Origin of the sequence: Streptococcus oralis, from assembly GCF_018448765.2 — a bacterium.
GTDB classification, from domain to species: Bacteria; Bacillota; Bacilli; order Lactobacillales; family Streptococcaceae; genus Streptococcus; species Streptococcus oralis_BM.
In genome coordinates this window covers 1,722,343-1,735,000 of the sequence record NZ_JAHCMC020000001.1, presented here as the reverse complement: position 1 = coordinate 1,735,000, position 12,658 = coordinate 1,722,343, and the positions used below count along the sequence as shown (strand labels likewise).

The 12,658-nt window shown below is 36.0% G+C and carries 15 protein-coding genes and 1 pseudogene (1 of these 16 cut by a window edge); 9 read left to right on the top strand and 7 right to left on the bottom strand.

All coding sequences use genetic code 11. The features are described 5' to 3' along the window. The 5 genes in view from KIH88_RS08760 to KIH88_RS08740 are tightly spaced (at most 59 nt apart) and all read right to left on the bottom strand, a layout consistent with a single transcriptional unit that may run on beyond the window. Positions 1-743 carry the 5' portion of a tyrosine-type recombinase/integrase gene (locus KIH88_RS08760; RefSeq protein WP_009732034.1) on the bottom strand. The gene continues 391 nt to the left of window position 1, outside the view, so the window shows 743 of its 1,134 coding nt (coding positions 1-743); the start codon lies at positions 741-743; its stop codon lies off the left edge, out of view. Between the two features lie 3 nt (positions 744-746). Continuing rightward, complete coding sequence (locus KIH88_RS08755; RefSeq protein WP_000598356.1) at positions 747-941, bottom strand: DUF3173 domain-containing protein; 195 nt, start codon at positions 939-941, stop codon at positions 747-749. 59 nt (positions 942-1,000) lie between these two features. Further along, positions 1,001-1,387, bottom strand: coding sequence for a hypothetical protein (locus KIH88_RS08750; protein WP_001096843.1), 387 nt, complete (start codon positions 1,385-1,387; stop codon positions 1,001-1,003). A gap of 2 nt (positions 1,388-1,389) precedes the next feature. Further along, complete coding sequence (locus tag KIH88_RS08745) at positions 1,390-2,586, bottom strand: replication initiation factor domain-containing protein (RefSeq protein WP_045616578.1); 1,197 nt, start codon at positions 2,584-2,586, stop codon at positions 1,390-1,392. Positions 2,587-2,626: 40 nt separating this feature from the next. Next, positions 2,627-3,100 carry a hypothetical protein gene (locus tag KIH88_RS08740; protein WP_000182279.1) on the bottom strand — a complete coding sequence of 158 codons (474 nt, stop codon included), beginning with the start codon at positions 3,098-3,100 and terminating at the stop codon, positions 2,627-2,629. A 319-nt stretch (positions 3,101-3,419) separates the two neighbouring features. On the opposite strand from KIH88_RS08740, the gene KIH88_RS08735 reads away from it, so the two are divergent. Continuing rightward, the gene (locus KIH88_RS08735; RefSeq protein ID WP_213988893.1) at positions 3,420-3,866 is read left to right on the top strand and encodes a helix-turn-helix transcriptional regulator; all 447 of its coding nucleotides are present in this window, start codon (positions 3,420-3,422) and stop codon (positions 3,864-3,866) included. A gap of 163 nt (positions 3,867-4,029) precedes the next feature. On the opposite strand, the gene KIH88_RS08730 is transcribed toward KIH88_RS08735, so the two are convergent. Further along, positions 4,030-4,356 carry a DMT family transporter gene (locus KIH88_RS08730; protein ID WP_009732038.1) on the bottom strand — a complete coding sequence of 109 codons (327 nt, stop codon included), beginning with the start codon at positions 4,354-4,356 and terminating at the stop codon, positions 4,030-4,032. Between the two features lie 172 nt (positions 4,357-4,528). Here KIH88_RS08730 and KIH88_RS08725 point away from each other — a divergent pair, with 172 nt between their 5' ends. Further along, positions 4,529-4,927: a hypothetical protein gene (locus KIH88_RS08725; protein ID WP_009732039.1), complete on the top strand. Its 399-nt coding sequence runs from the start codon at positions 4,529-4,531 to the stop codon at positions 4,925-4,927. A 283-nt stretch (positions 4,928-5,210) separates the two neighbouring features. Here the strand turns inward: KIH88_RS08725 and KIH88_RS08720 are convergent. Then, a pseudogene (locus tag KIH88_RS08720) lies at positions 5,211-5,411 on the bottom strand (tyrosine-type recombinase/integrase); the annotation flags it as partial. 68 nt (positions 5,412-5,479) lie between these two features. Here KIH88_RS08720 and KIH88_RS08715 point away from each other — a divergent pair. From KIH88_RS08715 to KIH88_RS08685, 7 genes are all read left to right on the top strand, one after another. Next, positions 5,480-6,169: a hypothetical protein gene (locus tag KIH88_RS08715; RefSeq protein WP_239823811.1), complete on the top strand. Its 690-nt coding sequence runs from the start codon at positions 5,480-5,482 to the stop codon at positions 6,167-6,169. Continuing rightward, positions 6,166-6,978: an Nmad3 family putative nucleotide modification protein gene (locus KIH88_RS08710; RefSeq protein WP_125826078.1), complete on the top strand. Its 813-nt coding sequence runs from the start codon at positions 6,166-6,168 to the stop codon at positions 6,976-6,978. The genes KIH88_RS08715 and KIH88_RS08710 overlap by 4 nt, the downstream gene beginning before the upstream one ends. A gap of 36 nt (positions 6,979-7,014) precedes the next feature. Further along, a complete protein-coding gene (locus KIH88_RS08705) occupies positions 7,015-7,212 on the top strand; it encodes a hypothetical protein (RefSeq protein WP_084871953.1) in 198 nt (65 codons plus the stop codon). Positions 7,213-7,732: 520 nt separating this feature from the next. Continuing rightward, positions 7,733-9,010 (top strand): gamma-glutamylcysteine synthetase, encoded by a 1,278-nt coding sequence (locus KIH88_RS08700; protein WP_084871955.1) that lies wholly within the window; start codon positions 7,733-7,735, stop codon positions 9,008-9,010. A 75-nt stretch (positions 9,011-9,085) separates the two neighbouring features. Continuing rightward, positions 9,086-10,570 carry a threonine synthase gene (gene thrC, locus KIH88_RS08695; RefSeq protein ID WP_084871957.1) on the top strand — a complete coding sequence of 495 codons (1,485 nt, stop codon included), beginning with the start codon at positions 9,086-9,088 and terminating at the stop codon, positions 10,568-10,570. Between the two features lie 60 nt (positions 10,571-10,630). Then, entirely contained in the window at positions 10,631-11,911 is a 1,281-nt protein-coding gene (locus KIH88_RS08690; RefSeq protein WP_084871959.1) for an MATE family efflux transporter, read from the top strand. Between the two features lie 3 nt (positions 11,912-11,914). Continuing rightward, positions 11,915-12,535: an HAD family hydrolase gene (locus tag KIH88_RS08685; protein ID WP_084871961.1), complete on the top strand. Its 621-nt coding sequence runs from the start codon at positions 11,915-11,917 to the stop codon at positions 12,533-12,535. Positions 12,536-12,658: the final 123 nt, after the last annotated feature.

The window sequence follows — 12,658 nt, the reverse complement described above, 5'->3', positions numbered from 1 at the left end:
TTTGTACTACTAATGTGTTCTTCACCTTTTTTAACGTATATTGATTTACTTACATGGATTGTATTTGTAGAAAACTCTATGTCCTTCCACGTTAGAGCAAGAGCTTCTCCGAGTCTTAGACCAGTAAAAAATAGAACTGTGAATAGTAATTTTATATTGTATTCATCGTTGCTAAATAGTGTTAAGAAATGCTTAAATTCTTTTACTGTCCAGAAATTTAATTTTACTTTTTCTATGGGTAGTTTTTTCAGTAATCCTACGGGATGTTCCTTGTAAAATCCCTTTCTTAATCCAACATCCAGAATTTTCTTTAGTAAAATTATAATTTTATTAATAGTGTTTGGACTTAGCTTCTTTTCTGAGTTTTGAGTATTTTTATCTCTTAGATGTTCTCTGAATTGATAGATATCTTCATAAGTTAATTTAGCTACATCATCAACTTTTTCAAAATAGTTTTTTATATGCCTGTTATAGTTGTTTTCTTGTGTATCTATATAGCTTTGTTTTCTGTTGTTTATTCTATCCTCTTCTTTTAAGAGATCATAAAGGATATCAATTGATATTTTTGAGTTGAAACTTTTTTCTTTAAGTTCGACACTTCGTAAGTATTGTTCGGCCTCCAATGCTTCTTTTTTAGTTTTGAATCCTTTTCTTACAATTCTACGTTGTTTTAGAGATATTGGATTTATACCATTGGAAACATCAACAATCCAAGTTCCGTCTCTACTTTTACGTAAAGCCATAAGCTACGCTTCTTTCTGGAGTTCAATTCCTAATAGTTCTTCTGCGACACTGGCTGGAATTGTACCAATCCTTTTGTTATCGTAGATGTTAAAACCACGATTCACTAATAGTAATTTGCCGGTATGGATAATCTTTCTTGCAGTTCCTGGAGCAAATCCAAGTTCGATAAGGTCATCTTTTGTTACAGTTTTAATCATGTGATCTCCTTTTCTAATTAGATTAACTAAGGGGAGGATTAACTCCCCTTGTATTTTACTTATTTTTGTTTTACATCTACTAAATGGATAGCATCAGCCTTGTAATACATTGTCGTGCTAATCATAGTAGCTTGTAAATTGTCAAATGTAACTGGTACTTCATCCATTGCTTGGATATAGTCATTATCAACCAAGGCATCTGGATTGTCTACTGAGACTTGGGTTGATTTCTTTTTGAATTGTCCATCCTTGATTGTTACATTGTATTTCCAACCAATGATTTTATCGGTATTAAAACGTCTTTCGCTACCATCTCGGTTTTTGATAATTTCTCCGTTTGCATCTGCTCGGACTTCCGTTTCAAATTTTGGAATGACTTCATCCAATTCAAATTTTGTTCCAATGTTATTAAAATTCCAGTCATTTTGTGAAAGCATTTTTGCCATAGTTAATTTCTCCTTTTAATATTTTCTTTGATTGTAGGGATCAAATCCTCTCGTTTAAAGAGTATTGCTCTTTCTATTAATCCACTTGCTAAATCTGGTGGATATTCCATATTGTTGAGTGCGAGATAGTTAGCTTTCTCATACTCATGCAGTAAGTTATTGTCGTATAGAAATTTATACGCTTTTAGAATAGCTCCTGAACCTTTATAGGTAAACCATTCTAATTTTTGTTCTAGTTCTGTTTTTGATTTTGAAATAATGATAGAGACGGGTTTTGAATGGCCTAAAAACTTTTCCCAAGATCTCAAAGGTTTTGAGAAATAGCTATCACTATAGAACCTCACTTTTTCTTTGAGATATCCCTTGGTAAAGTTGAGAAGATCTATTTCTGAATGCAACCATTCTTGAATGAAGTAGTGAGCTTTTTCTTTCCTAAGTTCTAACTCAGTTCTTATCCAATTTTCTATATACCGCTTGCTGATACCGAGCTTCTCAGCTCGTTCTAAGCGTTTATCGTAAATTCTAAGTCTTTCGTCATCATTGGGTTTTCTCAAATATAAGGTCTGGCCGATTGTTTCATCTCCGTAGGTATTGTAGTAGGTGCTTTTTCCATATATAAAGCGTTTCTTCTGACAAATCTTTAGAAGCTGATTAGGAGTGAAATAGGGTGTTTCATTAAAATCATCTATTGCAATATCAATTCGTCTTACTGAAAAATGATTGTAATTGTAGTAGAGGTTGTTCAAAAACTGTCTTTCGGACAGACTATTTGGATCTAATACCATATCTCTATAGAACTCGAGTGCCTGTCCTGACATGACAAGCATGTAGGACGACTCTTTCGCTCCATAGTAGATACGGATATTCCCATAATGAAGCTGGCTATCATAGTTATAGTATTTAAGGCTCCCTTTATTCTCAATAAATAGGTCATAGTCAAGAAATAGAATGTCTTCGATTATTTCTCTTGGCGAAAATTCAGTCTTATCAAACTGAATTTGAATCCAGTCAAATACAGAACGTAAATGTTCATTTTTTGCCATAGATTTTGATTCAACTTTTTGCTTAATTTTGCCACCCTTAAAATCTCCGAAACCCTTGGAAATACTGAATTCTTTCGATGGTACACCTAACTTGCAGAGGGTGGTGTTACTACACACCCTATCGGTCAAAAATGGTCCGTCCGCATCTACGCTCATTTTCGGCTTTCTGCCTCATGGCTCAGCCGAAAACTCGCTATTAGCCGAACCTATTTTTTGACCTCTTGTTAACAAACCCTAGTAAGCCGGTTTGCATCGACTCTTCAATATCTTGGATTTTCTTTTTTAGGTTGGAATTCTCAATTTTTATCAGTCGCATTTCTCGCTTAAATTCCTGTTTTAAGGCGCTCAGTTCATCGTAGAGCTCATCTATTACTTGGTTTAGGGATTCATGTTCATTGTCTGCTAGACTCCCAAATACGGCTTGTATAGCCTCTTTTAGACCTATTTCAAGTTTTAGTTTAGCTAACTTTTGAAATTGTCTAAGGTCTTCGTCTGTAAAATCATAGGCAACTGTATAACTTAATTGATGAGTTCTGGGATTTCTACTGATAGGAACTTTAATTTTCTTAAATTCCTTGCCACTTATCTCTTTAATCAGTTGAATCCAATTTTTAAGAGTAGAGGTAGAGTTTAGGCCAGAAATTTGATTGACTAACTCTTTATTGGTCATCTTTTTGTGAAACCTCCGAAATTTTCTTGTGCAACTGAAGAGTTTTCTGTGGTATAATTGTTACATAATATGTTTTGATCTTGGAACGAACGGCACATTTGTTTCAAGATTTTTTATTTTGTCGAATCCTACCTCCTTTATTAAAATTTTTTAAATCGACTACTAGTTACATACGCTTTTACCTCCTTTTATGCTATAATATTCTCAATGGAATATTCAATCTCAAAATAAATATTCCTTATGGAATAATTCTATTTTATACCGTTTAGAATATTTTGTCAAGCTAAAATATACGAATAAGAATATCTATAGGAGAATTATGTATACAGAGGATTATAAATTTTCAGAGAGGTTAAAAACTCTCAGAAAATCAAAAAAGTTAACTCAAGTACAAATATCGGAATTAATTGGAGTTCAACAAGGGACATATTCTCGGTGGGAGAATGGAACGTTAGAACCAGGATTAGAATTCGTTGTGAAATTAGCAAATATCTTTGGGACTACTACAGATTATTTGCTGGGACAAAAACCTTATTCAATTATCAGTAGTTTACCTCTAGAACAATTAGATCTTACCAATATTGCAAACTTTTCAAAGGATGAGTTTGATATTTTGAAACATTCAATAGCAGTTTCGGTGGCAAGTAATAAAATAAAGGCAACAGAACTAAAAGATAGAGTTATAGAAAAAAATCAGTTGTCAGAAAAAGATGCAGAACTTTTGAATAAGATTTTTGAAGAAGTTAAAACTTATTGGGAAAATTAGGAGGACGCTAGTCTTCAAAATTCCCTCCCAAAATGTGTCCAAAATATTGACAGAATTCTAGCTTTTCATTATAGTTCTTATGGAACTTTTTTTCTACAACAAAATAGGCTCCATAATATCCATAGGGGATTTACCCACTACAAATAGTATAGAGCCGGTTTTATTAATGTCCTGCATTTCCTAATAAGTTAACCATGACAACACCAATGATAATCAAAATTAAACCGATAATGCTATAAACATTTAGTGTTTCTTTGAAAATCATTACTGCGATAGAGGCTGTCAAAACTAAACCGACAGCTGACCATGTTGCATAAGCTATTCCTAAAGGAATTTTTTGCATTGCTAGTGAGAGGAAATAGAAACAAACGCCATAGCTAAGTAGGGCAGAAACGGTTGGAATAGGCTTTGTAAAACCGTCTGATAATTTCAAAAGGTTAGTTCCCAATATCTCTCCTACAATGGCGATAAAAAGATAAAAGTATGACATGTCTTTAACCTCCTATATGTCATGTTTTTGCTCTAAGAGCTATTATAGCTATCCGTTTTTTATAAATCTTGGCACAAGTCATGAGAATTTGTAGTAAAACTGTGGCAGACACTTTTTCAGAACCAATAGCTGATAAGTTTAGTATATCATAAGATAAATTTTAAAAAAAGTCTTGATTTATTTCAATGTCTTGCGTGGTCTCGATTTTACTGGTAAAATTACTTTTAAGAACTTTAAAAAAGAGGTTTCTATATTTGACAAAACAATGACTTGTTGTCCCGAATGTGGGCATCCTTTGGAGAAAAAATTTTTAAAAGATGAGGGAGATATTCCTTATTGTTCACAATGTGCGAGTTTTCGTTTTCCAGTCTTTAATACAGCAATTAGTGCGATTTTATTTAATGAAAAACATGATAAGATTCTCTTGATTAAGCAATATGACATGGCTGAGCATATTTTGCTAGCTGGTTATGTGTCTAATGATATTCACAACCAATTTCTACAATCATTAAAGGCAATTAATTTAGCCTCTCTTATTACGGATATGGGTAATAAAATTGCACAAAACTAGTCCAAAACTCTTTTTAATAAGGAGTATACTTTCTAGCATTTTATAGTTACTAAAAAGTATCTAAACTTTGGAAGTGATACTAAGTTTTAAAAAATATTATGGAAAAAAAGCTTATAAAATCAATATTTCTGAGATTTAAAACTAATAATATTAGACTCAAAATCCAGTGTCCGCAAGGACGTGCCGGTTCGACCCCGGCCGCCGGTATAGTATGAAAGACAAGGTTTTCGGACCTTGTTTTTTTATCTGTTTTCGTTGAGTTACCAATTTTTTCCATTTTAAATAAATCATCAAGTTTATTAGCCAATGTTTTTTGTTTGCTAGGGTACAAATGAGAATAAGTATCAATTGTTGTTGTAATAGATGCGTGTCCTAATCTTTCTTTGACAACAAGATAATCTTCTCCGTGATTTATAAGTAATGATTCAGTAGAGTGTCTCAAATCATGTATTCTTATTTTCTTTAAATCTTTATCCCTTTCCTCAACAGAGTATTTTTGATATACTATATTTAATTAGAATACAAAAAATTTGGAGAGAAGGAGATAAAAAAGTGGACAAACAAACCATTTTTTACTGCTATAGAATGACTCATGATTATGGCATCAATCCTTGTGTTTTTACAGAAAATTATGATACAACTCCCCATCTTCTTACCGAAGGAGGGTGTATGCTTCAGTTAAGAAGAAATATCAAAAAGAACTGGGCTGATAAAATAAACTCGAAGTCTGTAGATGCTTACATAATGGCTGTAGCAGGGCATTCAAACGATGGGAAACAATGGAGAGATGAGCAAGGAATGTTTATCACTCCAAAATATAATCATCTAATTTTTGTTGCTAAAATTAGTGAAATTTTAACAATGAAAGAATATTTATTATCTCCAAAATCTAATAATAGAAGAGATGCTTATACTTATCAATGGCTGATTGAAAAGAATGGATTAAACCAATCAAGTTTTATGAATGAAGTAGTGATTCTTGCAGACCGTTTTAATTATTTTGGTAAGTCTCCACTCAAAATTCCTAAAGAAATTTTAGATTTTTTCCCGATGGGAGAACGAGCAAGAATGAATGGGAAACCATTTCCGAGATGGAATGCTAAAAATGGATTTTATGATTCGGAAGAGAGATTTACTGATGTGTTAGAATTAATGGAATTTGCTGAAACTATACTAGGTTCACAAAACAAAGTAATGGATTTGCCCTATCATCCATTCTTTATACGAGGAAAAGAATTGTGAAAATAATTTTATCAAGAAAGGGATTTGATTCATCTAATGGTTCCATCCCGAGTCCTATATTACCTGACGGGACGTTACTTTCATTGCCAATACCTGCCAAGTTTGATAGTATCTCTTTTGACGACTTAAACTATAACGGAGTATTATTTTCAGATATCTTAAGACAACTAAAAGAGAAAGAAGATAAAACAAATCATTTCAAATGTCATCTTGATCCAGATATAAGAGAAAATCTTAGGAATACTCCTGTTTCTAACTGGAAAGCAGCATTTGGCCAAATTAAAAGCTCTCAGGGAATATTAAGAAATCAAAATGTTTCTATTGGGGACCTTTTCCTATTTTTCGGATGGTTTAGACAAACTGAAGGAGACATTTACAGCGGGACATTGCGTTTTAAAAAAAATGCTCCTAATCTAAATATCATTTATGGTTATTTGCAAATTGGTAATATGATGAATGATAAAGAATCTCTGCAAAGTATGTATCCATTTCATCCTCATTCTTACGACCATATGAGTAATTTGCAATCAAATATGCTTTATATCCCAAGAGAAAACTTATCATTTTTACCTCAAGAAAAAGGATATGGAACTTTTAATTTTCATGATGACAGAGTATTAACAATGAATGGTAGATCAAGAAGTGTATGGAAAGAAATACCAGCGCTTATGCCTGAAAATATAAATGGGAATCATAAAAATTCTGCTAAAGATTATGGTTTAAAATATTCTGGTATATGGCAAGAAAAAGTTTTGTTAGAAAACGAACTATCAACTACTTGGGCTAAAGAGCTATTTTTGGTAAAATAATAAAAAACACTTACCTTAATTAAAGGAGAAAATAAAATGATTACATTAACTGTTGAAAAAGATTGGACTGGAAAATATACGTTTATCGTTTCAAATGGATTTGATAGTCAAAGCTTAACACCAGGAACATATGTTTCTGATTTTCAAATTGACCAAGCTAAACAAAACATTCAGTATGCCGGAAGCATTGATGACGGTATTAGAGTAGTGAAGAATGCTTTAGGAATTATCTAAAAGAAAAATATTAGAGTCATTTATACAAAAACTAGACCTAATTTATGTCTAGTCGGTTAATATTTCATATAACTCAAATAATCGTACGAGTGTCTTGAATACCTCTGGATAAATATAATCTGTTGGGACATATCGTCTATTCTCTGATGATGCTCTTAGAACGATAAGGTATGGAGTGTTACCTAAAAGTTACTGAAGTTTGAAAAAAGAGTCTATTTTATATAATTCAAACATCCTAAAATCCTATTAAATCAAGGTTGTAGGTTTTAAAAAATGTAGGAATTGAACTCAAAATTCAGTGTCCGCAAGGACGTGCCGGTTCGACCCCGGCCGCCGGTATAGTAATAAGAACAAGGTTTTTGGACCTTGTTTTTTTATTTCTTACTAAATTGTATCTTGTTAATGGTATGATAATGGTTCAGTAATTTTTTTTGTGTGATATTCTAATTTTTTGGCTTTTTTTTTGGTATAATATTACTTATTCACAATTTATTTTGATTATGAAAGAGTTTGGTGATTAATGTCTCGGTCTGTTGAATTACTAAAGAAACGTTACTTAAAGAATATAAAAGAGAACCCTGATTTATTTATTGGTATTGAGTTAGAATATCCTATTGTAAATTTAGGGGGTAAGGCTACAGATGTTGAAGTTGTTAAGGATCTCTTTCGGTATTTACCATCAGTTCTGGGTTTTACGATTGAAAAAGTGGATGATTTTGGGAATCCAATTCAGTTACTTGATCCAGTTAGCCAAGATACTATCTTATTCGAGGTTGCTTATACTACAATTGAGTTTGCATTCGGAAAGGCTGAATCTATCCAAGAGGTAGAAGAACGCTTTAACTTCTATATGGCTACGATTCAGAATAAATTGGGTGAAGCTAATCATGCTATTGTTGGCTGTGGCATTCATCCCTACTGGGATAAAAATGAGAATTGTCCAGTGGCTTATCCCCGCTATCAGATGTTGATGGATTATTTGAATTTGAGTAGAAATATTACTAAATCAGATTTACATCATTTCCCTGAGTATGGGGCCTTTATCTGTGGGAGTCAGGTTCAGCTGGATGTTTCAAAGTCCAACTACCTGCGGGTTATCAATGCTTTTACGCAAATTGAAGCAGCTAAAGCCTATTTGTTTGCAAACTCTGAGTTTTCAGGGGAAGATTGGGATACTAAGATTTCAAGGGATATTTTTTGGGAAGAGTCTATGCACGGGATTTATCCTGAAAATGTAGGCGTCAATGCCAGACTCTTCAAAGACGAGAATGATTTTTTTGATTATCTAGATCATTCTGCAATCTTTACTGCGGAGCGTGATGGGCAGACCTATTATTTTTATCCAATTCGAGCAAAAGATTACTTAGGGACTCCGGAAATTCACGCCTTCGCTCTTGATGGGAGAGAGATTCTTCTTTTTCCTCAGGAGAAGGACTTCCAAACTCACCGTAGTTACCAGTACCAAGATTTGACAACTCGAGGGACTATCGAGTTTCGTAGTGTCTGTACGCAACCCTTGAATCGTACCTTTGCTGCGACGGCTTTTCATTTGGGTTTGTTGGTTCATTTAGACAAGCTTGAGGCTTACTTGCGAACTGCTCCTTTTTTTACCACAGCTGGTCGTGATTATAAGCTTTTAAGACGACAATTTTCTAAAAAACAACTCACAGATGAAGAAGAAGCTGCGGTTCTCGAGTTTTCTAAAGATTTACTCACCCTAGCTGAGGAAGGACTGGAGAAAAGAGATAAGCAAGAAATGACCTACTTACAGCCTTTGAAAGAAGAATTGGGCCTATAATTTCTCTGATAAAGGGAGAATTTTCTGAAAAATCATGATATAATGGAAGAGACTATAGATAAAGGATAGAGATTCATGACATTAGTTTATCAATCAACGCGTGATGCGAAAAATACAGTAACAGCCAGCCAAGCGATTTTGCAAGGCTTGGCAACAGATGGAGGCTTATTTACTCCAGTTAGCTATCCAAAGGTTGATTTGGATTTTGAAACATTAAAGGACGCTTCTTACCAAGAAGTGGCTAAACTTGTCTTGTCAGCCTTCTTGGATGACTTTACAGCAGAAGAGTTGGACTACTGTATCAACAACGCTTATGACAGCAAGTTTGACACTCCAGTCATTGCCCCTCTTGTCAAACTTGATGGCCAATACAACTTGGAGCTTTTCCACGGTTCAACCATTGCCTTTAAGGATATGGCCTTGTCTATCTTGCCCTACTTTATGACAACGGCAGCTAGGAAACACGGTTTGGAAAACAAGATTGTCATCTTGACAGCAACATCTGGAGATACTGGGAAAGCTGCTATGGCAGGTTTTGCAGATGTTCCAGGTACTGAAATTATTGTCTTTTATCCAAAAGACGGTGTCAGCAAGGTACAAGAGTTGCAAATGACCACTCAAGCAGGAGACAATACTCATGTTATCGCTATTGATGGTAACTTTGACGATGCGCAAACAAACGTGAAGCATATGTTTAACGATGTAGCTCTTCGTGAAAAGTTGGTAGCGAACAAGTTGCAATTTTCATCAGCTAACTCTATGAACATTGGTCGTTTGGTACCACAGATTGTTTATTATGTTTATGCCTACGCTCAGTTGGTCAAGTCTGGTGAGATTGTAGCTGGTGATAAGGTCAACTTCACAGTACCAACAGGAAACTTTGGAAATATCTTGGCTGCCTTTTATGCTAAACAAATTGGTCTGCCAGTTGGCAAATTAATCTGTGCTTCGAATGACAATAATGTTTTAACTGACTTCTTTAAAACACGTATTTACGACAAGAAACGTGAGTTTAAGGTAACGACTAGTCCATCTATGGATATCTTGGTATCTTCAAACTTGGAGCGTTTGATTTTCCATCTTTTGGGGAATGATGCGGTTAAGACAGCTGAACTCATGAATGCCTTGAGTACACAAGGACAATATGAATTGACAGACTTTGATGCTGAGATTCTGGAACTCTTCGCAGCTGAATATGCGAATGAGGAAGAAACTGCGGCAGAAATTAAACGTGTTTATCAAACAGATGCTTACATCGAGGACCCACACACAGCTGTTGCCTCAGCAGTTTATAGAAAATACCAAGCGGCTACTGGCGATGCGGCTAAGACAGTGATTGCTTCAACAGCTAGTCCATACAAGTTCCCAGTGGTTGCCGTAGAAGCGGTAACAGGAAAAGCAGGCTTGACTGACTTTGAAGCCTTGACTCAATTACATGAAATCTCAGGAGTGGCAGTGCCACCAGCAGTTGATGGCCTAGAAACGGCTCCAGTTCGTCATAAAACAACAGTGGCAGCTGCTGACATGCAAGCAGCGGTTGAGGCTTATCTAGGACTTTAAGACAGAGAGAGTAAACTCGGTTGGGAAACCAACTGAGTTTCTTTTCATCAGGAGGAGAGATTGTTTAAGAAAAATAAAGACATTCTTAATATTGCATTGCCAGCTATGGGTGAAAACTTTTTACAGATGCTCATGGGGATGGTGGACAGTTACTTGGTCGCTCACTTGGGCTTAATCGCTATTTCGGGTGTTTCAGTGGCTGGCAATATTATCACGATTTACCAGGCGATTTTCATCGCTTTGGGAGCTGCTATTTCCAGCGTTATTTCAAAAAGTTTGGGGCAGAAGGATCAGTCTAAGCTAGCCTATCATGTGACTGAGGCGTTGAAGATTACTTTACTATTAAGTCTCCTTTTAGGAGCTTTGTCTATCTTCGCTGGACAAGAGATGATAGGACTTTTGGGGACTGAACAGGATGTGGCCGAAAGTGGAGGACTCTATCTATCTTTGGTGGGTGGGTTGATTGTTCTCTTGGGATTAATGACCAGTTTAGGAGCCTTGATTCGTGCAACGCATAATCCTCGTCTCCCCCTCTATGTCAGTCTTTTATCCAATGCCTTGAATATTCTCTTTTCCAGTCTAGCTATTTTTATCCTTGATATGGGGATAGCGGGTGTTGCTTGGGGGACTATCTTGTCTCGTTTGGTTGGTCTTGTGATTTTGTGGTCACAATTAAAACTGCCTTATACGAAACCGACTTTTGGACTGGATAAAGACTTACTGACCTTGGCTTTGCCAGCAGCTGGAGAGCGGCTTATGATGCGGGCTGGGGATGTAGTGATCATTGCTTTGGTCGTTTCTTTTGGGACGGAGTCAGTAGCGGGGAATGCAGTCGGAGAAGTCTTGACCCAGTTTAACTATATGCCTGCCTTTGGCGTCGCTACGGCGACGGTCATGCAGGTAGCTCGAGCAGTTGGAGAGGATAACTGGGAAAGAGTAGACGAGGTAAGCAAACAAACCTTTTGGCTTTCTTTCGTCCTTATGTTGCCCTTGACACTCAGCATCTATGCCTTGGGAATACCACTGACCCACCTCTATACGACGGATCCTGTTGCGGTCGAAGCTAGCGTTTTGGTGGCACTTTTCTCACTACTAGGGACTCCCATGGCAACAGGGACAGTTATCTATACTGCAGTTTGGCAGGGATTGGGAAATGCTCGCCTCCCCTTTTATGCGACAAGTATTGGGATGTGGTGTATCCGTATAGGGACAGCCTATCTGATGGGAATTGTGCTTGGTTGGGGTTTACCTGGTATTTGGGCTGGAACGTTATTGGACAATGGTTTTCGATGGTTATTTCTACGCTACCGTTACCAAAGTTATATGAGCTTGAAAGGATAGGAAATGAAAAAAACAGCTTTTATTTGGGATTTAGATGGAACCTTATTGGACTCTTACGAAGCGATTTTGTCAGGGATTGAGGAAACCTTTGGTCAGTTTTCTATTCCTTATGATAAGGAGAGCGTGAGAGAGTTTATCCTCAAGTTTTCGGTGCAAGATTTACTGGAGCAGGTGGCAGAAGAGCGAAAACTGGATGTGGAAGTGCTCAATCAGGTGCGTGCCCAGAGTTTGGCTGAGAAGAATGCCCAGATAGTTTTGATGCCAGGTGCGCGTGAGGTGTTGAATTGGGCAGACCAAGTAGGGATTCGGAACTTTGTTTACACTCATAAAGGGGACAATGCTTTTACTATTCTAAAGGATCTGGTATTGGAATCCTATTTTACAGAGATTTTAACCAGTCAGAGTGGCTTTGAGCGCAAGCCTAATCCAGAAGCGGCTACCTATTTGTTAGACAAGTATCAGCTGGATCCTGAGAAGACCTATTATATAGGGGACCGGACTTTAGATGTGGAATTTGCCAAGAATAGCGGTATTCAAAGCATCAACTTTTTAGAGTCTTCTTTTGAAGGCAATCACATGATTCGAGCACTAGCAGATATTCCTCATATTTTTGAGAGTAAGTAACGAGAAGATTGTGTCAGTTGTGTGACAGAGACCTAACAAACTATTTCAAGTAATCGAGTTTGTTACAAGGAATAGACAGTTCTATTAAATAGGCCCGAGAGGGCTTTTTTTCAGCTTTTTTTG

Bases quoted from the DNA above. Each gene is read 5' to 3' on its own strand.
- KIH88_RS08705 (WP_084871953.1), top strand. From the start codon at position 7,015: ATGATTACATTAACTGTTGAAAAAGATTGGACTGGAAAATATACGTTT.
- KIH88_RS08740 (WP_000182279.1), bottom strand. From the start codon at position 3,100: ATGACCAATAAAGAGTTAGTCAATCAAATTTCTGGCCTAAACTCTACC.
- KIH88_RS08735 (WP_213988893.1), top strand. From the start codon at position 3,420: ATGTATACAGAGGATTATAAATTTTCAGAGAGGTTAAAAACTCTCAGA.
- KIH88_RS08755 (WP_000598356.1), bottom strand. From the start codon at position 941: ATGATTAAAACTGTAACAAAAGATGACCTTATCGAACTTGGATTTGCT.
- KIH88_RS08685 (WP_084871961.1), top strand. From the start codon at position 11,915: ATGAAAAAAACAGCTTTTATTTGGGATTTAGATGGAACCTTATTGGAC.
- KIH88_RS08745 (WP_045616578.1), bottom strand. From the start codon at position 2,586: ATGAGCGTAGATGCGGACGGACCATTTTTGACCGATAGGGTGTGTAGT.
- KIH88_RS08730 (WP_009732038.1), bottom strand. From the start codon at position 4,356: ATGTCATACTTTTATCTTTTTATCGCCATTGTAGGAGAGATATTGGGA.
- KIH88_RS08750 (WP_001096843.1), bottom strand. From the start codon at position 1,387: ATGGCAAAAATGCTTTCACAAAATGACTGGAATTTTAATAACATTGGA.
- thrC (WP_084871957.1), top strand. From the start codon at position 9,086: ATGACATTAGTTTATCAATCAACGCGTGATGCGAAAAATACAGTAACA.
- KIH88_RS08700 (WP_084871955.1), top strand. From the start codon at position 7,733: ATGTCTCGGTCTGTTGAATTACTAAAGAAACGTTACTTAAAGAATATA.